This window comes from Marisediminicola senii (assembly GCF_011057645.1).
Taxonomy (GTDB): domain Bacteria; phylum Actinomycetota; class Actinomycetes; order Actinomycetales; family Microbacteriaceae; genus Marisediminicola; species Marisediminicola senii.
In genome coordinates, this window is record NZ_JAALGE010000017.1 from 1 (window position 1) to 20,005 (window position 20,005).

19 protein-coding genes and 1 pseudogene are annotated in these 20,005 nt (G+C 68.6%); 18 read left to right on the forward strand and 2 right to left on the reverse strand.

What is annotated here, in order from left to right; genetic code table 11:
* The 18 genes and pseudogenes from G5S38_RS07545 to G5S38_RS07630 form a co-directional block, all read left to right on the forward strand.
* A pseudogene (locus tag G5S38_RS07545) lies at positions 1 to 111 on the forward strand (IS982 family transposase); the annotation flags it as partial.
* Positions 112 to 212: 101 nt separating this feature from the next.
* Positions 213 to 1,061, forward strand: coding sequence for a nitrilase-related carbon-nitrogen hydrolase (locus G5S38_RS07550; protein WP_201276618.1), 849 nt, complete (start codon positions 213 to 215; stop codon positions 1,059 to 1,061).
* Positions 1,062 to 1,117: 56 nt separating this feature from the next.
* On the forward strand, positions 1,118 to 2,557 hold the full coding sequence (gene hydA, locus G5S38_RS07555) for a dihydropyrimidinase (protein ID WP_165066737.1): 1,440 nt from the start codon (positions 1,118 to 1,120) through the stop codon (positions 2,555 to 2,557).
* A gap of 11 nt (positions 2,558 to 2,568) precedes the next feature.
* Positions 2,569 to 3,585 (forward strand): TIGR03842 family LLM class F420-dependent oxidoreductase, encoded by a 1,017-nt coding sequence (locus tag G5S38_RS07560; RefSeq protein WP_165066740.1) that lies wholly within the window; start codon positions 2,569 to 2,571, stop codon positions 3,583 to 3,585.
* A 77-nt stretch (positions 3,586 to 3,662) separates the two neighbouring features.
* On the forward strand, positions 3,663 to 4,520 hold the full coding sequence (locus tag G5S38_RS07565; protein ID WP_165066865.1) for an ABC transporter permease: 858 nt from the start codon (positions 3,663 to 3,665) through the stop codon (positions 4,518 to 4,520).
* The gene (locus G5S38_RS07570; protein ID WP_165066742.1) at positions 4,517 to 5,344 is read left to right on the forward strand and encodes an ABC transporter ATP-binding protein; all 828 of its coding nucleotides are present in this window, start codon (positions 4,517 to 4,519) and stop codon (positions 5,342 to 5,344) included. Before G5S38_RS07565 ends, G5S38_RS07570 begins: the two co-directional genes overlap by 4 nt.
* Entirely contained in the window at positions 5,341 to 6,198 is an 858-nt protein-coding gene (locus G5S38_RS07575; RefSeq protein WP_165066745.1) for an ABC transporter permease, read from the forward strand. Before G5S38_RS07570 ends, G5S38_RS07575 begins: the two co-directional genes overlap by 4 nt.
* Positions 6,195 to 7,346 carry an ABC transporter substrate-binding protein gene (locus G5S38_RS07580; RefSeq protein ID WP_165066747.1) on the forward strand — a complete coding sequence of 384 codons (1,152 nt, stop codon included), beginning with the start codon at positions 6,195 to 6,197 and terminating at the stop codon, positions 7,344 to 7,346. Before G5S38_RS07575 ends, G5S38_RS07580 begins: the two co-directional genes overlap by 4 nt.
* 56 nt (positions 7,347 to 7,402) lie before the next feature.
* Positions 7,403 to 8,743 carry an FAD-binding domain-containing protein gene (locus G5S38_RS07585; protein WP_165066750.1) on the forward strand — a complete coding sequence of 447 codons (1,341 nt, stop codon included), beginning with the start codon at positions 7,403 to 7,405 and terminating at the stop codon, positions 8,741 to 8,743.
* A 149-nt stretch (positions 8,744 to 8,892) separates the two neighbouring features.
* Positions 8,893 to 10,215 (forward strand): aspartate aminotransferase family protein, encoded by a 1,323-nt coding sequence (locus G5S38_RS07590; RefSeq protein ID WP_165066752.1) that lies wholly within the window; start codon positions 8,893 to 8,895, stop codon positions 10,213 to 10,215.
* 165 nt (positions 10,216 to 10,380) lie between these two features.
* Positions 10,381 to 10,896 carry a YceD family protein gene (locus tag G5S38_RS07595; RefSeq protein WP_235928958.1) on the forward strand — a complete coding sequence of 172 codons (516 nt, stop codon included), beginning with the start codon at positions 10,381 to 10,383 and terminating at the stop codon, positions 10,894 to 10,896.
* Between the two features lie 2 nt (positions 10,897 to 10,898).
* Positions 10,899 to 11,102 carry a 50S ribosomal protein L32 gene (gene rpmF / locus G5S38_RS07600; protein ID WP_165066754.1) on the forward strand — a complete coding sequence of 68 codons (204 nt, stop codon included), beginning with the start codon at positions 10,899 to 10,901 and terminating at the stop codon, positions 11,100 to 11,102.
* A gap of 58 nt (positions 11,103 to 11,160) precedes the next feature.
* Entirely contained in the window at positions 11,161 to 11,817 is a 657-nt protein-coding gene (rnc, locus tag G5S38_RS07605; protein ID WP_407943831.1) for a ribonuclease III, read from the forward strand.
* A 3-nt stretch (positions 11,818 to 11,820) separates the two neighbouring features.
* The gene (gene mutM / locus G5S38_RS07610; RefSeq protein WP_165066760.1) at positions 11,821 to 12,807 is read left to right on the forward strand and encodes a bifunctional DNA-formamidopyrimidine glycosylase/DNA-(apurinic or apyrimidinic site) lyase; all 987 of its coding nucleotides are present in this window, start codon (positions 11,821 to 11,823) and stop codon (positions 12,805 to 12,807) included.
* A gap of 128 nt (positions 12,808 to 12,935) precedes the next feature.
* Positions 12,936 to 14,204 carry a sensor histidine kinase gene (locus G5S38_RS07615; RefSeq protein ID WP_165066763.1) on the forward strand — a complete coding sequence of 423 codons (1,269 nt, stop codon included), beginning with the start codon at positions 12,936 to 12,938 and terminating at the stop codon, positions 14,202 to 14,204.
* Entirely contained in the window at positions 14,201 to 14,878 is a 678-nt protein-coding gene (locus G5S38_RS07620; RefSeq protein WP_165066766.1) for a response regulator, read from the forward strand. The genes G5S38_RS07615 and G5S38_RS07620 overlap by 4 nt, the downstream gene beginning before the upstream one ends.
* Positions 14,879 to 15,041: 163 nt before the next feature.
* Positions 15,042 to 15,962, forward strand: a complete 921-nt coding sequence (locus G5S38_RS07625) for an ABC transporter ATP-binding protein (protein ID WP_165066768.1) — start codon at positions 15,042 to 15,044, stop codon at positions 15,960 to 15,962.
* On the forward strand, positions 15,962 to 17,158 hold the full coding sequence (locus G5S38_RS07630) for an ABC transporter permease (RefSeq protein WP_165066771.1): 1,197 nt from the start codon (positions 15,962 to 15,964) through the stop codon (positions 17,156 to 17,158). Before G5S38_RS07625 ends, G5S38_RS07630 begins: the two co-directional genes overlap by 1 nt.
* A 95-nt stretch (positions 17,159 to 17,253) precedes the next feature.
* On the opposite strand, the gene G5S38_RS07635 is transcribed toward G5S38_RS07630, so the two are convergent.
* Positions 17,254 to 18,300 carry an ABC transporter permease gene (locus G5S38_RS07635; RefSeq protein ID WP_407943830.1) on the reverse strand — a complete coding sequence of 349 codons (1,047 nt, stop codon included), beginning with the start codon at positions 18,298 to 18,300 and terminating at the stop codon, positions 17,254 to 17,256.
* A complete protein-coding gene (locus tag G5S38_RS07640; RefSeq protein WP_201276619.1) occupies positions 18,297 to 19,817 on the reverse strand; it encodes a sugar ABC transporter ATP-binding protein in 1,521 nt (506 codons plus the stop codon). The genes G5S38_RS07635 and G5S38_RS07640 overlap by 4 nt, the downstream gene beginning before the upstream one ends.
* Positions 19,818 to 20,005: the final 188 nt, after the last annotated feature.

The following is a 20,005-nucleotide window of genomic DNA, read 5'->3' on the forward strand; positions in this document are numbered from 1 at the left end:
GGCGTCTACTCCCGAATCGCAGGCCGACTACTCGCCCTCGCCGCAGGAATCTGGCACAACTGGCTCATCGGAGCACCCAACAAACGCTCCCTCATCGCCTACGACCATTAGGACTCACTCATCTAGGTTTTACCACAGGGTCATCGGTTGAAATGAGCCGGAAACGTGCACCGTCAACGATGTCAGAACGCATTACGTCCCCGAGGAGAACCGTGACTGTTGTACGCGCCGCCATCACTCAGACCACCTGGACGGGTGACAAGGAGTCGATGATCGAGAAGCACGAGAAATTCGCCAGGGATGCCGCGGCCGACGGAGCGCAGGTCATCTGCTTTCAGGAGCTCTTCTACGGCCCGTACTTCGGCATCACCGAAGACAAGAAGTACTACGCATACGCGGAGCCGGCCGACGGGCCGATCGTGCAGCGCTTCGCGGCCCTCGCGAAGGAGCTCGGCATCGTCATGGTGCTCCCCATCTACGAGGAAGACATGACGGGGGTGTATTACAACACCGCCGTCATCGTCGAAGCCGACGGCACCATCCTCGGCAAGTACCGCAAGCACCACATCCCGCACCTCGACCGGTTCTGGGAGAAGTTCTACTTCCGTCCAGGCAACATGGGATACCCCGTGTTCCAGACCTCGGTCGGACCGATCGGCCTGTACATCTGCTACGACCGGCACTTCCCAGAGGGATGGCGCGAACTCGGCCTGAACGGCGCACAGATCGTGTTCAACCCCAACGCCACCAAGCCCGGCCTCTCCAACCGCCTGTGGGAGGTCGAGGGCCCGGCCGCCGCCGTCGCGAACGGCTACTTCGTGCTGCAGCCCAACCGCGTCGGCCGCGAAGACAACGAGTACGGCGAGCTCGCCGTCGACTTCTACGGCACCAGCCAGGTCATCGACCCGCGCGGCAACTTCGTCGGCGAGCGCGGCTCCGGCACCGACGAGGAGATCATCATCCGCGACCTCGACATGGACCTCATCAAGCAGATGCGCGACGACTGGCAGTTCTACCGCGACCGTCGCCCGGAGTCGTACACCTCGATCCCCAAGCCGTAGCCCCACTGCACCAGTGATCTCCACACCCCAGTGACTTCCACGAGAAAGGACGGTCGATGAAGACCCTCATCAAGAACGGCACGGTCGTGAACGCGACCGGTTCCGGAGCCGCAGACGTGATCATCGACGGCGAGACCATCGCCGCGGTGCTCGCCCCCGGTTCCACCCTCCTCGGGTTCGACCTCGAGGCCAACGTCGACACCGTGATCGACGCGGCAGGCAAGTACGTGATCCCCGGCGGCATCGACGCGCACACCCACATGCAGATGCCGTTCGGCGGCACCGAGGCATCCGACACCTTCGAGACCGGAACCCGGGCCGCCGCGCACGGCGGAACGACGAGCATCGTCGACTTCGTCGTGCAGTACGCGGGCGAGAACGTGCTCGACCAGTACGCGCTCTGGCAGCAGAAGGCCGCGGGCGAATGCGCCATCGACTACGGATTCCACCAGATCCTCAGCGACGTGCAGGACTCGTCGCTCACCGCGATGGACGAGCTCGTCGCCGAGGGGGTCTCCAGCTTCAAGCTGTTCATGGCCTACAAGGGAGTCTTCCTCTCCGACGACGGGCAGATCGTCAAGGCCATGCAGAAGGCAGCATCCAACGGATCGATGATCATGATGCACGCCGAGAACGGCAGTGTCATCGACCTCCTTGTGCAGCAGGCCGTCGCGGCAGGCAACACCACTCCGTATTACCACGGCCTTACCCGCCCGTGGCAGGCCGAGGAGGAGGCGACGCACCGCGCCATCATGCTCGCGCACCTCACCGGGGCGCCGCTCTACGTGGTGCACGTGAGCGCGAAGCAGGCCGTCGAGCAGATCGCCACCGCCCGCGACCGTGGACAGAACGTCTTCGGTGAGACCTGCCCGCAGTACCTCTACCTCTCGCTCGAAGACCAGCTCGGCGCGACGAGTGAGGAGTGGGGCGACTTCGAGGGCGCCAAGTGGGTGTGCTCCACCCCTCTGCGCTCCAAGCACGAGGGCCACCAGCACCACATGTGGCAGAGCCTGCGCACGAACGATATCCAGATGGTCTCCACCGACCACTGCCCGTTCTGCATGAAGGGCCAGAAGGATATGGGCCTCGGCAACTTCTCCAAGATCCCCAACGGCATCGGCTCGGTCGAGCACCGCATGGACCTGCTGTACCAGGGCGTCGTCGACGGCCAGCTGTCGCTCGAGCGCTGGGTCGAGGTCACCTCGGTCACCCCCGCCCGCATGTTCGGCATGTACGGCAAGAAGGGCGTCATCCAGCCGGGAGCCGACGGCGACATCGTCGTCTACGACCCCAACGGGCATACCTCCATCGGCATCGGCGAGGGCAAGACGCACCACATGAACATGGACTACTCCGCGTGGGAGGGCTACGAGATCGACGGTCACGTCGACACCGTGCTCTCCCGGGGATCCGTCGTCGTCGACGACAACCGGTACCTCGGTCGCAAGGGCGACGGAAAGTACATCAAGCGCGGCCTGTCGCAGTACCTGATCTGAATCGAGGAACCGTGGACTTCGGAGCAGTACTCCAAACCAACCCGCCAGCGTCGCGCACCGTCTACCTGGCGAAGCTCGCCGAGCAGCACGGATTCAGCCACGTCTGGACGTTCGACTCGCACCTGCTCTGGCAGGAGCCGTACGTGATCTACAGCCAGATCCTCAACGAGACCAAGCGCGTGATCGTCGGCCCGATGGTCACCAACCCGGCCACCCGGGACTGGACGGTTACCGCGTCGACCTACGCGACCCTCAACGAGATGTACGGCAACCGCACCATCTGCGGCATCGGGCGCGGCGACTCCGCGGTGCGCGTCACCAACGGGGCGCCCACCACGCTGAAGACGCTGCGCGAATCGATCCACGTCATCCGCGAGCTCGCCAACTCCCGCGCCGTCGAGTACAACGGGGCCACACTGCAGTTCCCGTGGAGCACCGGGTCGACGCTCGACATCTGGGTCGCGGCCTACGGACCGCTGGCGCTCAAGCTGACTGGAGAAGTCGGTGACGGATTCATCCTGCAGATGGCCGACCTCGACGTTGCGGAGTGGATGATCCGCACGGTGCGCGACGCGGCAGAGAAGGCCGGGCGCGACCCGATGTCGATCAAGTTCTGCGTCGCGGCCCCGATGTATATCGGCGACGACTGGGCGCACATGCGCGACCAGAACCGCTGGTTCGGCGGAATGGTAGGCAACCACGTAGCCGACATCGTGAAGAAGTACGGCGCAGACAGCGCGGTGCCGAAAGCGCTCACCGACTACATCGCCGGTCGCCAGGACTACGACTACAACGAGCACGGCCGTGCGGGCAACACCCACACCGCGTTCGTGCCAGACGAGATCGTCGACAGGTTCTGCCTGCTCGGCACCCCGCAGCAGCACATCGAGAAACTGACCGCCCTGAAGGAGCTCGGGGTCGACCAGTTCGCCGGGTACCTCCAGCACGACAACAAGGAGGAGACCCTGAGGGTGTACGGCGAGACCGTGATCCCCGCCATGCGGGACACCATCGTGGCCAGGTCGTGACCGCCCCGTCGGCTCTCGACGCCCCACCCGCAGTGCGACCGGCACGGGGGAGGGGCACCTCCCCGCGCGCCAACCTCATGCGCATCGGGCTCGGGGCCGCCGCGCTGCTCGGGATCGCCGTCGTCTGGGAGCTCTACAAGTGGCTCGGGCCCTCCGATGGGTTGGTGATCGGCGAGGCGCGGCTACTGCCCCGCACCAGCGACCTCGCGATGCCGCATATCCCCGACATGCTCACGAGGCTGTTCGAGCCCGTGACCAGGGCAGACGGTTCCCCGCCACTATGGCTCGAGGTCGCGAACGCCGCGGCCGTCACGCTCGGCATCGCGGCCGTGGGCTGGCTGCTCGGACTCATCGTCGGCCTCGCGCTCTCCCTCGTGATGGTGCGCTGGCGCCTCGCCGAATCCAGCCTGATGCCGTGGATCGTGCTCAGCCAGACCGTTCCCCTCATCGCCTTCGCGCCCGTCGTGCGCAGCTGGGGGTCGAGGATCGAGATCGGCGCCTTCGAATGGCAGGACTGGATGTCGGTTGCCCTCATCGCCTCCTACCTCGCGTTCTTTCCCATCGCGATCGGTGCCCTCCGCGGCCTGCAGTCGCCCACCGCCATGCACAACGACCTCATGAAGTCCTACGCCGCGGGGTGGTGGGCGACCCTCATCAAGCTCCGGCTGCCGGCGAGCGTGCCGTACCTGCTCCCCGCCCTCCGCCTCGGGGCAGCCAACGCCGTCGTCGGCGCGATCGTCGCGGAGGTCTCCACCGGACTCCGCGGCGGCATCGGCCGCATGATCGTGCAGTACGCCGGACAGGCCAGCGGTGACCCGGCCAAGTCGTGGGGTCCCATCTTCGGAGCCATCATTCTCGGGCTCCTCGCAGCGGGTTCGGTCGCCCTCATCGGCGGCGGGCTGCGCAACTATCGCAGAGCAGAGGTGAGTGCATGACGCTCCACAACCCGTCCGTCAAATCCGTCCAGACCACCGACGCCGTCGTCGCCACGGGCGTCAGCAAGGTCTTCGACGCCGCAGGCGTCACGGCGCTCGACGGCGTCGACCTCGTCGTCAGGGCTGGCGAGTTCGTCTCGCTGATCGGCCCTTCGGGCTGCGGCAAGAGCACGCTCCTTCGGCTCATCGCCGACCTCGACGAGCCGTCCGGCGGCACCCTGCAGATCTTCGGCAAGTCGGCGAAGCAGGCCCGCATCGACCAGGACTACGGCATCGCCTTCCAGCAGGCCGGGTTGCTGCCGTGGCGCACCGTCGCCGCCAACATCGAACTGCCCCTCGAACTGCACGGCTTTCCCAAGGCGCAGCGCGCGGACCGCTCCCGCGAGCTGCTCGACTTGGTCGGCCTGTCGGACTTCGGGCAGCGCTACCCCGACGAGCTGTCGGGAGGGATGCAGCAGCGCATCGCCATCGCGCGGGCGCTCGCAGAGAAGCCCAACCTCCTCCTCATGGACGAACCGTTCGGCGCCCTCGACGAGATGACCCGCGAGCGCATGCAGACCGAGCTCACCCGGATCTGCGCCGAGACCGGCGCTGCGGTCGTCTTCGTCACCCACTCCATTCCCGAGGCGGTGTTCCTCTCCGACCGCGTCGTCGTCATGTCGCCCCGCCCCGGCCGCATCGAGACCGTCGTTCCGATGGCGCTCGGCCCCGCGCACGAGCGTGGCGACCAGATCCGCGAAGACCCGACGTTCTTCAGCATGGTCACCGCGGTGCGCGAGGCCCTGCACCAGGGTGCCCCCGCGCGGGGCACGGACAACCGATGAGCGCCCGCTCCCGCGACACCCTCGTGCGCGCAGGCGCACCGGTCGCCCTCGGTGTCTTCGTGCTCGTCGCCTGGCAGCTCATCGTGACCGTCGGCGAGATCGACGACTACCTCCTCCCCAGCCCGCTGAGCATCGCCGGGCAGGTCGTCGAGTTCTGGCCGTCGCTCGTCGCCGCGGTCGGCAGCACGGGGCTCAACGCGCTGATCGGCCTGGTCGTGGGATCGGTCGTCGGGGTGGGCATCGCGCTCCTCGCCTCCCTCAGCCGCGTCGTCGACTACCTGTCGGCCCCCCTCGTCGCCGGCCTGGCGGTCGTGCCGATCGTTGCCCTCGCCCCGGTGCTCAACACCATGTTCGGTGCCGACTCAGAGACGGGCAGGCGCACCATCGCCGGCCTCGCGGTGTTCGTGCCGGTGTTCATCAACACGCTCCGTGGCCTGCGCCAGACGGCGCCAGTGCACCGCGACCTGATGCGCTCCTACGCCGCGAAGCCCGGCCAGGTCGTGCGCGTGCTCACCATTCCCGCCGCGCGCCCCTACATCTTCACCGGTATCCGCATCGCCTCGTCGCTCGCCGTGATCTCCGCGCTCGTCGCCGAGTACTTCGGCGGCCCGCGCGGCGGCCTCGGTTCGCTGATCTCGTCGTCCGCCGCCACGAGCGCCTACGCACGGGCGTGGGCCTACGTCGTCGGTGGCATCGTGCTCGGCCTCCTCTTCTTCGTCGTGACGTCTGCCCTCGAGCGGCTCGTCACTCCCTCCGCAGCATTCCCGCACGGCACCACCGACAGCACCACGCGCACCAGCAGCACCAGCAGCACCAACCTCTCGAACACAGCACCACGAAAGGAACTGACATGACACACAGCAGGCGCAGGTCCCTCGTCGTCGGCGCGGGGCTCCTCACCTCGGCACTCATCCTGTCGGGCTGTTCGACCTCCGGGGACGACTCCGGCGGGGGAGACGGCGGATCGGACGACCTCACCCCCGTGAGCCTCCAGCTGCAGTGGCTGCCCCAGGGGCAGTTCGCCGGCTACTACGCGGCGCTCGACCAGGGCTTCTTCGAAGAGGAGGGCCTGGACGTCGAGATCATCCCGAGCGGCGGCGACATCGTGCCGCAGGACGCCCTCGTCGCGGGCGACGTCGACTACGCCATCGCGTGGGTGCCCAAGGCGCTCGGATCGATCGAGGCCGGTGCGAACATCACCGACATCGCCCAGATCTTCCAGCGTTCCGGCACCCTGCAGGTGGCCTGGGCCGACAGCGGCATCGAGACCGTCGCCGACTTCGAGGGCAAGCGCATCGGCAGCTGGGGCTTCGGCAACGAGTGGGAGATCTTCGCGGCCATGGCCGCGGAGGGACTCGATTCCACCAGCGTCGAGATCATCACGCAGGACTTCAACATGAACGCCTTCCTCGAGGGCGACATCGACGCGGCCCAGGCGATGACCTACAACGAGTACGCGCAGCTGCTCGAGAGCACCGACCCCGACACGGGTGAGCTCTACCAGCCGGAGGACTTCTCGGTCATCGACTACAACGAGGCGGGCGGCGCGATGCTGCAGGACGCCATCTGGGCCGACACCGAGCGCCTCGAGAGCGACGAGGAGTACCAGGAGACCACGGTCGCGTTCCTCAAGGCCGTCATCAAGGGCTGGGCGTACGCGGCCAGCGACCCCGAGGCCGCCGCCGACATCACCATCAATGAGGGCTCGGGCTGGGGCCTCACCCACGAGCTGTGGATGGTCAACGAGACCAACAAGCTCATCTGGCCGTCGGACAACGGCATCGGCATCATCGACGAAGAGGCGTGGAACAGCACCGTCGAGGGGGCCCTCTCGGCGACCAACGAGAGCGGCGCCTCGCTCATCACCGAAGAGCCGCCGAGCACCGCATACACGAACGAGTGGATCCAGATGGCCCACGACGAACTCGAGGGAGACGACATCGACCTCACGGGGGCCGACTTCGAGCCCATCGAGGTCGAACTCACCGAGGGCGGCGAGTAGCAGCAGGGCGCCCGGCAACGGGACGGAACGTCAGGGGCGGTAGGTATGGTGCGACCATGTCGACCGCCCCTGATGTGTCCCCTGACAGCTCTCCCTCCGAATCCGGCGAGACCGATACCGGCGAATTCGCGCCGACCCGCGCCGCCGGCCTCGACCTCCTCACCGACTTCGTTCCGCACGCCGGACGTGACTACGCGACCGGCCGCAACACCGACCCGGGTCCCGGCCGTGAGACCGCGGTCTCGATGCTCTCGAGGTACGTCAGCCACCGGCTGGTTACCGAGCGCGAGATCGTCGAGGCGGTGCTCGCGCGGCACAGCCAGGCCGCCGCACAGAAGTTCGTGCAGGAGGTGTTCTGGCGCACGTACTGGAAGGGGTGGCTCGAGCTGCGGCCCAGCGTGTGGGCCGGCTACCGGGCCGACGTAGACAGGCTCGCGGCGGCATCCATCGACGCGTCGCAGTTCGGTGCGTCAGACCTCGACTCCGCCGATGACCTCGCGCGGGCCCTCGAGGGCCGCACCGGAATCGAATGCTTCGACGCGTGGCGCGACGAGCTGGTCGAGACCGGCTACCTGCACAACCACACCCGCATGTGGTTCGCGAGCATCTGGATCTTCACCCTCGGCCTGCCGTGGCAGCTCGGCGCCGACTTCTTCTACCGGCACCTGCTCGACGGCGACCCGGCGTCGAACACGCTGTCGTGGCGATGGGTCGCGGGGCTGCAGACCACGGGCAAGACCTACCTCGCGACCGCCGACAACATCGAGAAGTTCACCGAGGGGCGCTTCCGGCCCACCGGGCTCGCTCCCGTGGCACCCGCCATCGACGACGACCCGGTTCCCGAGGCGCGCGAGCTTCCCGCGGCCGACGCCGCACCCGACGGCCGCGTCGTGCTGCTGCTGCACGACGACGACACCCACGCCGAGAGCCTCGAGCTCGGCACGGCTACGGTGGTCGCGGTCGGCGGCTTCTCGGCCGCGGCGGCGCGATCGCCGCTCGGCACCGCGGAGCCCGTGCTGCGGTTCGCTGCCGCAGCCGTGCGCGACGGCGTCGACCGTGCGCGACGGCACTTCGCCGCCGACGAGCTGCCCGGCCTCGACGGGCCCGGCCCCGACGGCACAGACGCCGATGGCACCGCTGCCGATGCAGGCCTCGACGTCGACCAGCTCGTCGAGGCGATGGCCAGGGTGGATGCCACCACGATAGTCACCCCGTACGCCCCGACCGGCCCCGTTGCCGAGCGGCTCGATGCCCTCGAACGCGCGCTGCCCGCGGGCATCCACCTCGTGCGCGTGCGCCGCGAATGGGACACCCTCGCCTGGCCGCACGCCCGGCGCGGGTTTTTTCCGTTCCGCGAGCGCATCGCCGGGCTGCTCCGTGCGCAGGGCCTCGTGTAGGAGATGCTCGGGGCTCAGGGCCTCGCGTAGGAGCTGCTCGGGGCGCAGGGCCTCGCATAATAGTGTGAGACTCACCCAGAATCGGCACCAGCGGTGCTCTGCACCGGCTGGTATCGGCTGGCCCCGCCCCTGAGACCGCAGGAGACACCATGAACGGCATCGATCCAGCAGACGGGCAGGTCGCCTACGACCTCGACCGCTCCCACGTGTTCCACTCCTGGTCCGCGCAGGCGGCGCTCACGCCCTTCGTCATCGCCGGGGGACTCGCCTCCACCGTCTGGGACTTCGACGGCAAGAACTACCTCGACTTCTCGAGCCAGCTCGTCAACATGAACATCGGCCACCAGCATCCCAAGGTCGTCGCCGCGATCCAGGAGCAGGCGGGCCTGCTCACCATGGTCGCCCCTCCGCATGCCAACCTGGCCAGGGGCGAGGCGGCGAAGCGCATCCTCGAGCGCGCGGGCGAGTCGTTCGGCAAGGTGTTCTTCACCAACGGCGGCGCCGACGCCAACGAGAACGCCATCCGCATGGCCCGGCTCACCACTGGCCGCGACAAGGTGCTCTCGACCTACCGTTCGTACCACGGCAACACCGGCGCCGCCGTGGTCGCCACCGGCGACTGGCGCCGCATGCCCAACGAGTTCGCCCGCGGCCACGTGCACTTCTTCGGACCGTTCGCCTACCGCTCCGAGTTCTGGTCCGATTCGGTCGAGCAGGAGGGCGAGCGCGCCCTGCACCACCTCCGCCGTGTCATCGAGGCCGAGGGGCCGCAGACCATCGCCGCGATCCTGCTTGAGACGGTCCCCGGAACCGCGGGGGTCATCGTGCCGCCGCCCGGCTACCTCGCCGGCGTACGTGCACTGTGCGACGAGTTCGGCATCCTGCTCATCCTCGACGAGGTGATGGCCGGGTTCGGCCGCACCGGCGAGTGGTTCGCCTTCCATGGGTTCGATGTCGTTCCCGACCTGGTCACCTTCGCGAAGGGCGTCAATTCCGGCTACGTGCCCATCGGCGGGGTGGTGATCTCCCGCGACATCGCGAAACAGTTCGACGAGCGGGTGTTCCCCGGGGGACTCACCTATTCCGGGCACCCGCTCGCCGCAGCATCCATCGTCGCCTCGATCGACGCGATGGCCGACGAGGGCATCATCGAGAACGCCCGCATGATCGGCACCGACCATCTCGGCCCCGGCCTCGCCGCGCTGGCCGAGAAGCACCCGCTCATCGGCGAGGTGCGCGGGCTCGGCGTCTTCTGGGCGCTCGACCTGGTGGATGACCCGGCCACGCGCCGCCCCGTCGGGCCGTCGGTCATCGGGGCCCTCAAGAAAGAGCTCATGTCACGCGGGCTGCTGCCGTTCGCCGCAGACAACCGCATCCACGTGGTTCCGCCGTGCGTCGTGACCCCCGACGAGGTCGCCCGCGCCCTCGCGATCTACGACGAAGCATTCAGCGCGGTAGAAGCAGCCCTGTAGCTGACCTGCGGTCGTTGGCGCCACCTGCCCAGCCCCGCCCAGCCCCGGCCGCGCGACCGGCCGGGGCTGGCGCCCGGGTCGGGCCTGTAGAATCCCGTGGTGCAACATAACCCCACCACCCCGTTCACCATCCCGGTCTTCGACCTGATGCACCGTCCGGGCGAGATGCGCGAGAAGACCCTCGACCCCGTGCTCGACGACGCGATGGGCAACGCCGTGATCGGCGTCCCCGCCGGGGCACCCCTCCACATCGACGTTCGCCTCGAATCGCTGCACGACGGCATTTTGGTCAGCGCCGATGTCACCGGCGAGTCGGTCGGCGAGTGCGTCCGCTGCCTCATCGAGGTGCGCCAACCGCTCGAAGTCGACCTTCAGGAGCTTTTCGCGTATTCTCAGGACGAAGCTTTCGATTACGACGTTCACGACGAGACCATTGACCTCGAACCCGTAGTCAGAGACGCGGTAGTGCTGTCACTGCCGTTCCAGCCGGTATGTCAGGAAGATTGCCTTGGTCTGTGCCCGCAGTGTGGGGCACGACTTCTTGATGACCCGAGTCACGAGCACGAAGCACCCATCGATCCTCGGTGGGCTGCCCTGGCCGGACTCGGGGGACTGACCGGCACCTCGACCAATGATGTAGCTGGCGCCGACAACGACGACGCCACCGAAGAAAAGAGATAGTCATGGCTGTACCGAAGCGCAAGATGTCGCGTGCGAGCACCCGCATGCGCCGCGCCCAGTGGAAGGCGACCCCTCCCACCCTCGTGAAGACCGTCGAGAACGGCAAGACCACCTACAGCCTCCCGCACCGCGCGAAGGTCGTCGAAGACTCCACGGGCGACCCGATGTACATGGAGTACAAGGGCCGCAAGGTCGCCGACGTCTGATTCTCGGTCTCCCGTGCACTCGCCGGAATTACCCCCGGTCGGTGAACTGGCGTCGCAACTGACGGTGGACATCAGCCCGCAGCTCCTCGAGCTCGCGCTGACCCACCGTTCTTTTGCGTACGAGAACGGCGGAATTCCGCACAATGAACGCCTCGAGTTCCTCGGGGATTCGATCCTCGGCCAGGCCGTGACGGTGATGCTCTACACGGAGCACCCCATGCTCGACGAGGGGGACCTCGCCAAGCGCCGGGCATCGCTGGTCAGCTCCACCGCGCTGGCGGAGGTCGCCAGGTCGATCGGGTTGGGCAGGCACCTGCGCCTTGGCAGGGGTGAAGAGCTGACCGGCGGTCGCGACAAGTCGTCGATCCTCGCCGACACCGTCGAGGCCGTCATCGGTGCCGCCTACATCTCTGCGGGGGCGGATGCCGCGACCGGCCTCGTGCTGCGATTGATCGAACCGCTGCTCGGCGATCCCGAGCGCTTCGGTGCCTCCATGGACCCCAAGACGGCGCTCCAGGAGATCGCAGCGAAGCTCGGGCGGGGCGTTCCGCGCTATGTGATCACCGACAGCGGCCCCGACCACTCCAAGCGGTTCCATGCCGACGTGCTACTGGGCGACACCCTCGCCGCGTCCGGCGCGGGGTCGAGCAAGAAGCAGGCGGAGATGGCAGCCGCGCTGGACGCGTGGACGCGCCTCAGCGCCGCCGTGCGCTGAGCCATGCCAGAGCTCCCCGAGGTCGAGGTCGTTCGCGCCGGCCTCGCGCCCGCCGTGACCGGTGCGACCGTGGCATCCGTCACCGTTTTCGACGAGCGGTCGCTCAGACGGCACCCCGGCCCCGCCGAGGACTTCGTCGACCGGCTCATCGGCCGCACCATGCTTGCGCCGCAGCGTCGCGGCAAGTTCATGTGGATCCCGCTCGACGGCGGGAGCGGCGACCTCGGCGGTGGGTACGGCGACGGCGGCATTGAGCACGGTGCCGGCGGCGTCGAGCACCGCGACGGCACCAGCGACACCACGGGCGCCGGCGGCCCCGCAGCGCTGGTGGCCCACCTCGGCATGTCGGGGCAGGTGCTGCTGCGCGACACGGCGACCGACGACCTCCGCACCCGCATCCGCATCGACATCACGCACCCCGACCACGGCCCGCTGCGCCTCAACTTCGTCGACCAGCGCATCTTCGGCTCGATGGCCATCGATACCCTCGAGCCGACGACCGACCACCCGCACCAGCGGGTGCCCACCGCGGTGCGCCACATCGCGCGCGACCCGCTCGATGCGCTGTTCGACGACGCGCTGTTCCTCGCGCGGCTCGCGGCCAGGAGAACGACCGTCAAGCGGGCCATGCTCGACCAGACCCTGATCAGCGGCATCGGAAACATCTATGCCGACGAGTCGCTCTGGGCAGCACGCATCCACTACGACCAGCCGACCGCGACGCTGTCGCGTGCCAGGGCAAAGCTGCTGCTCGCCGAGGTGCGACTCGTGCTCACCAAGGCGCTGGCCGAGGGCGGCACAAGTTTCGACACGCAGTACCTCAACGTCAACGGGCAGTCCGGCTACTTCGCGCACTCACTCAATGCCTACGGGCAACAGGGCGAACCGTGCCCGCGCTGCGGCCGCCCGATCGTGCGCGAGTCGTTCATGAACCGCGGCTCGCACTTCTGCCCGCACTGCCAGCGCATGCGCCTGCGGGCGGCGGTCTGACCCACGCGGTCGCGGCGGTCTGACCCGCGCACGCTCGCGGCGCGCGGCCTGACCCACGAGATCCTGCGATGCGTCTCCGCCTCGAGGCGGAGGCCGGCAGGGCGCTCCGCCGGTAGGTTGGGCGGGAGATGACAGTCGATCCCGATTCCCGCGCCTGGCAGAGGTCGCCGGCGACCACCGACCAGCGACGAGTGGATGCCGCGACCGCCGCCATCCTGTTCGGCGCCGCCATCCTCTCCCTCGTCCTCGGCCGCGCGATCGGCATGTGGCCGGACCCGGCGAGCCCGGCGCTCAGCGCGGGCATCCTCGCGCTCCTGACGCTGCCGCTGGCGTTCCGCCGGGTCGCCCCGGTGCCCGTGCTCGGCATCCTCGGTGCGGCCTTCGTGCTCCTCGGCGAGCTGCGCGTGCCGGAGGTCACCATCAGCAACATCGCGCTGTTCATGGCGATCTACAGCGTGGGGGCGTGGGATGCGAATCGGTCACGGGCCGATTGGGCGCGCGGTGTGCTCGTCGCGGGCATGGCGTTCTGGTTGCTGACCTCGTTCTTCCGCGCCAGCACGCAGGAGCTCGACTTCGACGGCGAGGGCATCGGCGTGCTCACCCCGGTCGCGGCCTACATGCTGCAGCAGGTGCTCGTGAATACGCTCTATTTCGCCGGGGCCTGGTGGTTCGGCAACCACGCCTGGTCGTCGGCCCGGCAACGCGCCCTCACCGACTTTCGCACCCGGCAGCTCGAGAACGAACAGGCCAAGGTCGCCCGGCAGGCCATCACGATCGAACGGCTGCGCATCGCGCGCGAACTACACGACGCGGTCGCGCACCACGTCTCGCTGATGGGCGTGCAGGCGGCCGCCGCGCGAACGCTGCTCGACACCGACCCGGCGAAGGCACGCGACCAGCTCGAGGCGCTCGAGGGCACGTCGCGGTCGGCGGTCAGCGAGCTGTACAGCCTGCTCGGCACCCTCCGCGACGAGGAGGCGGCGATCGGACCGGTCACCGCCTCGCTCGGCCTCGACTCGCTGCGGGCACTCGTCGACGACGCCGTCGCCGCGGGCCTGCGGGTCTCCCTCGAGGAGGTCGGCGAGCCGTTCGCGGTGCCCCCACTGGTCGGCATCAATCTCTACCGCATCGCCCAGGAGTCGCTGACGAACGTGCTCAAGCACGCCGGTCCAGGCACCAGGGCGCGCATCCACGTGCGCTACGGCGACGACACGGTCGAGCTCGAGGTGACCGACGACGGTCTCGGGCGCCCCGGCCCTCCCCAGCGCGGCGGCGGGCTCGGCCTGCTCGGGATGCGCGAACGCGCCGCGACGCTCGACGGCACCCTGGTGGCCGCCCCGCGCACCGGCTCCGGGTGGGTGGTGCGGGTTACCGTGCCCGTGGGGGTGCGGGTATGAGCGGCATCCACGTCGTGCTGGTCGACGACCACGCCCTGATGCGCCAGGGAATCAGCACCATCCTCTCTGCCCAGCCCGACATCGAGGTGGTGGGCGAGGCGTCGAGCGGCGAGGAGGCCATCGACGTGGTGGCGCGCACCCGGCCCGATGTGGTGTGCATGGATGTCGAGATGCCGGGCATCGGAGGGCTCGAAGCCACCCGGCTCATCGTCGCCGACCCCGGGGTCACGGCGCAGGTGCTCATGCTCACCACCTTCGAACGCGAGGACTACCTGCTTGCCGCGCTCGACGCCGGCGCCAGCGGCTTCCTGCTGAAGAACTCCCGGCCGGAGCAGCTGGTCGACGGGGTGCGGGCGATCGCGGCGGGCGAGGCGCTCCTCGCCCCCGAACTGACGCGCGCCGTCATCGAACGCGCCGTCGCCCGCGATCGGACGGTGTCGCCCAGCACGACATCGAGCTCGCCCATCGGGGCGACACCCGACCAGCTGACCGAGCGCGAGACCGAGGTGCTGCGGCTCATGGCGCAGGGGCTGTCGAACGACGAGATCGCCGGGCAGCTCATCATCGGTCGCGCGACAGTGAAGACCCACGTGTCGAACGTGCTCATGAAGCTCGCGCTGCGTGACCGGGTGCAGGCCGTGGCCTATGCGTACCGCACGGGCCTCGTCGGCTGACGCCGCGCCCGCAACTCCCGCCCGCAACCTCGCCGCCCCGGAGCTCGCAGCTCCGCCCCCCCGTCTCCACCCGCAGGGGGAGCGCGCGGATCACCCTCCGGCCGGAGGTGCCAGGCTGCCGGCGCTCGTAGCGTTGGATCATCAACCGACCCAGGGAGGCCACATGCTCAGCGTGCGGAACATCAGTCGCAGTTTCGGAACCCACCGCGTCGTCGACGACGTCAGCTTCGACGTCGGCCGCGGACGCCTCACCGGCTTCGTGGGAGGCAACGGTGCGGGAAAGACCACCACCATGCGCATGATCCTGGGCGTGCTCAGGCCGGACTCCGGCTCGGTCACCCTCGACGGTGAGCCGGTCGGCCAGGCCGCGCTGCACGGCTTCGGCTACATGCCGGAAGAGCGCGGCCTGTACCCGAAGATGGAGATCGGCGAGCAGCTGGCCTACCTCGCCCGCCTCCATGGCATCGACAAGGCGACCGCGACGCAGCGGGGAGACGACCTGCTCGAGCGCCTTGGCCTCATCGAGCGGCGCCGCGACAAGCTCGAGGCGCTGTCGCTGGGCAACCAGCAGCGCGTGCAGGTGGCGGCGGCGCTGGTGCACGACCCCGACGTGCTCATCATGGACGAACCGTTCTCCGGACTCGACCCGCTCGCCGTCGACGAGGTCGTCGCGGTCATCGCCGAGCACGCCGCGCGCGGGGTGCCCGTGCTGTTCTCCTCCCACCAGCTCGACGTCGTCGAGCGCCTGTGCGACGACCTCGTGATCATCGCCGGAGGCAAGGTGCGCGCGGCGGGCGAGCGCGAGGCCCTGCGGGACCAGTACTCCGGAAACCGGTGGTCGCTGGAGATGAACGGCGATGTGGGCTGGGTTCGCGGCATCCCCGGCGTCACCGTCGACGAGCTCGCCGGTACGACGGCGCTGTTCGACGCCGAACCCGCCGCAGCCGACGCGGTGCTGCGGTCCGCGGTCGACCGCGGAACCGTGACGTCATTCCGGCCGGTCAGGCCGACGCTCGGAGAGATCTTCCGGGACATTGTGGTGAATGCGCCCGCGGGCGCCGAGGAGAAGGTGGAGGCAGCCTGATGAGCGACAGCAGCATCAGAACCAGCAACAGCGTCGGTACCACGAGCGGCAGTGCCACCGGCACCGCCAACCGCACCGGCGGCAACCGCAGAAGCAGCACGGGCAGCAACCAGGAGCGGGTCGGCACGTGGGGGGCGACGCTGCTCGTCGCCGAGCGCGAGATCCTCTCGCAGGTGCGATCGAAGGCCTTCATCATCTCGACCGTGATCACCCTCGCGCTGGTCATCGGCGGAATAGTCCTGTCGAGCGTGCTGGGCAATCGCGCGGTCGACGCCACTCCGGTGGCCGTCGTCGGCTCGGTGCCCGCTGAAGTGACCGACTCCGACGCCCTCGATGTCACCGCGGTCGCCGGTCGCGCCGAGGCGGAGGAGCTGGTGCGCGCGGGTGACGTCGACGCGGCGCTGGTTCCCGACGGCAGCGCGATCGGGTTCTCGCTCATCGCCCTCGACGAGGCGCCGGAAGGCCTGGTCTCCGCGCTGTCGGTGAGCCCGACCGTCGAACTGCTCGACGCCGCCGAGACCACGTCCGGGTTGCGCACCCTCATCGGCCTGGCATTCGGGCTGGTCTTCATGCTCGCCGTCATCGGCTCCGGCGCGACGATCATGCAGAACACCGTGCAGGAGAAGCAGTCCCGCATCGTCGAGATCCTGCTCGCGGCGGTTCCCGCCCGCGCGCTCCTGGCCGGAAAAATCCTCGGCAACTCGGTGATCGGGGTCGGAACCGCCGCCGCGATCTCTGCCGCTGCTGCCCTCGGGCTCGCAGTGACCGGCCAGACCGAGCTGCTCGACCTGCTGTCGGCGCCGCTGATCTGGTTCGTGGTGTTCTTCGTCTTCGGGTTCGTGCTGGTGGCGAGCGTCTTCGCGGCCGGCGCCGCACTGGTGTCGCGCCAGGAAGACACCGGCGCGGTCATGACCCCGGCGATGATGCTCGTGATGATCCCGTACTTCGGCGTCGTGTTCTTCGGCGACAACGCGCTGGTCATGACGATCCTGTCGTACATCCCGTTCAGCGCCCCGGTGGCGATGCCGGTTCGCCTGTTCTTCGGCGAGGCGGAGTGGTGGGAGCCCGTGCTCTCGCTCGGCCTTCTGGTCGCCGCGACCGCAGCCGTCATGCTCGTCGCCAGCAAGATCTACACGAACTCGCTGCTGCGAATGGGGTCGCGGGTCAGCCTGCGCGAGGCGCTCAAGGCGAGCTGAGGCCCGCCGCACGCACGACCGCACGAACGAACGAACGGCAGGTCCGCCGAGCTGGCGGGCCTGCCGTTCCGCGCTACTCGATCGTTCTGTCGTTGCTAGCTGCTCTTGCCGCGAGAGGCGAACCGCTGCTGCAGCAGCACCGCGACGACGATGATCACGCCCTTCGCGACGTTCTGCACCGACGTCGACAGGTTGTTCTGGGTGAACACGTTGGTCAGGGTGCTGAAGATCAGCACGCCGAGCACCGTGCCCACGATCGTGCCGCGTCCACCGATCAGCAGCGTGCCTCCCACGACGACCGCGGCGATCGCGTCGAGCTCGTACAGCGTGCCGTGGGTCGAGGTGCCCGCGGTGGTGCGGCCGAGCATCATGATCGCGGCGATGCCGGCGGTGAGACCCGAGAGTACGTAGAGGTAGACGATATGGCGCTTCACGTTGAGCCCGGCGAGCTTCGCCGCCTCGCGGTTGCCGCCGATCGCGACCGTGCGGCGTCCGAAGGTGGTGCGGTTGAGCAAGAACCAGGCGGCGGCCGCGACCAGGACGAAGATCCAGATCAGCACCGGCACCCCGATAAAGTCGGCCCGCGTGAACGACAGGAATCCGGTGTTGTTCACGATCTGCGTCGACCGGTTCGAGATCAGCTCGGCGAGTCCCCGCGCTCCCACCAGCATCGCGAGGGTCGCCATGAACGCGACCACATTGCCGTAGGCGATCACGATGCCGTTCACAAGCCCGGCTGCCATGCCGACCAGCAGCGCGATGAGCACCATCAGCACCCACGAGGTCTGGGTCGCCGCCAGCTGCACGGCGGTCAGGCTGGCCACCACGGTCGCGAGGCCCATCACCGACCCCACCGAGAGATCGATCCCGCCCGCCGTGATCACGAAGGTCATGCCGATGCTGATCACGCCGATGATCGACGCGAACCTGATGATGGTCAGCATGTTGTCGATGCTGAGGAACCGCTCGCCCGCCGTGGCCCCGCCGACGATCACCAGCAGCGCCAGGGCGATCACGAGCCCGAGGTTGCGCCCGGCCGACCCTGCCATCAGCCTCTTGAGGGGCGAGGGGGTGGATGCCGCGCCGCCGCCCCGCGGTGACGACTCCGTGGCCGGAGCCACAGTGCTTCTCTGCTCGCTCACGCGGCACTTCCTTTCATGACGAGATCGAGCACGCCGTGCTCGTCGATATCGGTCGAATCCTTCGTTGCCAGCACCCTGCCGTCGCCGATCACGAGAACGCGGTCGGCGAGGCCGAGCACCTCCTCGATTTCGCTGGAGACGATCACGATGGCGTTGCCCGCCGCGGCCAGCCGGCGGATGAGCGCGTAGATCTCGGCGCGGGCGCCGACGTCGACGCCGCGGGTCGGTTCGTCGAGCAGGAGCACCCGGGTGCCGTGCACCAGCCACCTCGCGAGCAGGATCTTCTGCTGGTTGCCCCCGGAGAGCGTGCGGGTGATGCGGTCGGGGTCGTCCGGCCGCAGCTCGAGCGCCGCGATCTGCTCGACGGCGGCGTCACGCTCGCGGCGGTCGTTGAGCACGCCACCGACGGCGAAGCGCCCGAACGTCGACAGAGTGATGTTCTTGAACACGGGTTCGTCGAGCAGCAGCCCCTGGCTCTTGCGTTCCTCGGGCGAGAGCCCGATACCGGCGGCGACCGCGGAATCCACCGACCCTGCCCGAAGCGCGGTGCCAGACACCGACACCCGCCCCGTCGAGGCCTTGCGTGCTCCGTAGACCGTCTCGAGGATCTCCGACCGGCCGGAGCCGACGAGGCCGGCGAGCCCGACGATCTCGCCGGCGCGCACCGTGAAATCCACCCCGGAGAACTCGCCCCGCAGGCCGAGGTCCTCGACCTGCAGCACGACGGGGGAGTCGGCGGCGACGGGCACCCTGGCCGGAAAGACGTTGGCGACATCGCGCCCGGTCATCAGCCGGATCAGCTCCGCAGTGGGAGTTGCAGACACGGCGAGGCCCGATGCGGTGCTGCGGCCGTCCTTGATCACGGTGATCCGATCGCCGATCTGGCGGATCTCCTCGAGCCGGTGCGAGATATAGATGACCGCGATGCCGCTCGCGGTCAGTTCCCGCACGACTCGGAACAGGTTCTTGACCTCTTCCGAGTCCAGCACCGCGCTCGGTTCGTCCATGATGATGAGCTTCGTGTCGTGCGACAGGGCACGCGCCATGCTCACGATCTGCTTGTTCGCGGCGCTGAGGGTGCCGACCTCGGTCTTCGGCGAGATCGAGCCGTGGCCGAGGCGGGTCATGAGCTCGCCGGCGAGGCGGTTCGACCCGGCGACGCGCAGTACACCGCCCCGCGCGTTCTCGTGCCCGAGGAAGATGTTCTCGGCCACGGTCAGGCCGTCGACGACGTCGAGCTCCTGGTACATGGTCGCGATGCCCAGCCCGAGCGCCGCGACGGGGCTGGCGATGGTGGTGGGCTCGCCCTGCCAGTGGATCGTTCCACCATCGGGCTGGTGCACGCCGGAGAGCGTCTTGATGAGGGTGGACTTGCCCGCGCCGTTCTGGCCGAGCACGCAGTGCACCTCACCGGCGCGCACCGTCAGGTCGACCCCCCGCAGGGCGGCCACACCGGCGAAGCTCTTGGTGATCTGGCGCACGTCGAGTAATGACGGTGAATGGTCGTCTTCGATCATGCGGAGAACATAACACAGGGCACGATCGGCCGATGAGCCCCATTCTCGAATGTTTTCCGGGCCCGGGGGAGGCCGATCCGGGGGACAGTGACCGATATTTGCGCGCCGCCAGCCTGGTAACGACTTATGACGAAGAACATAAATAAGTTGCCGAATAGCGGGCGGCGTTGCTAGCGTGACCCTCGTCA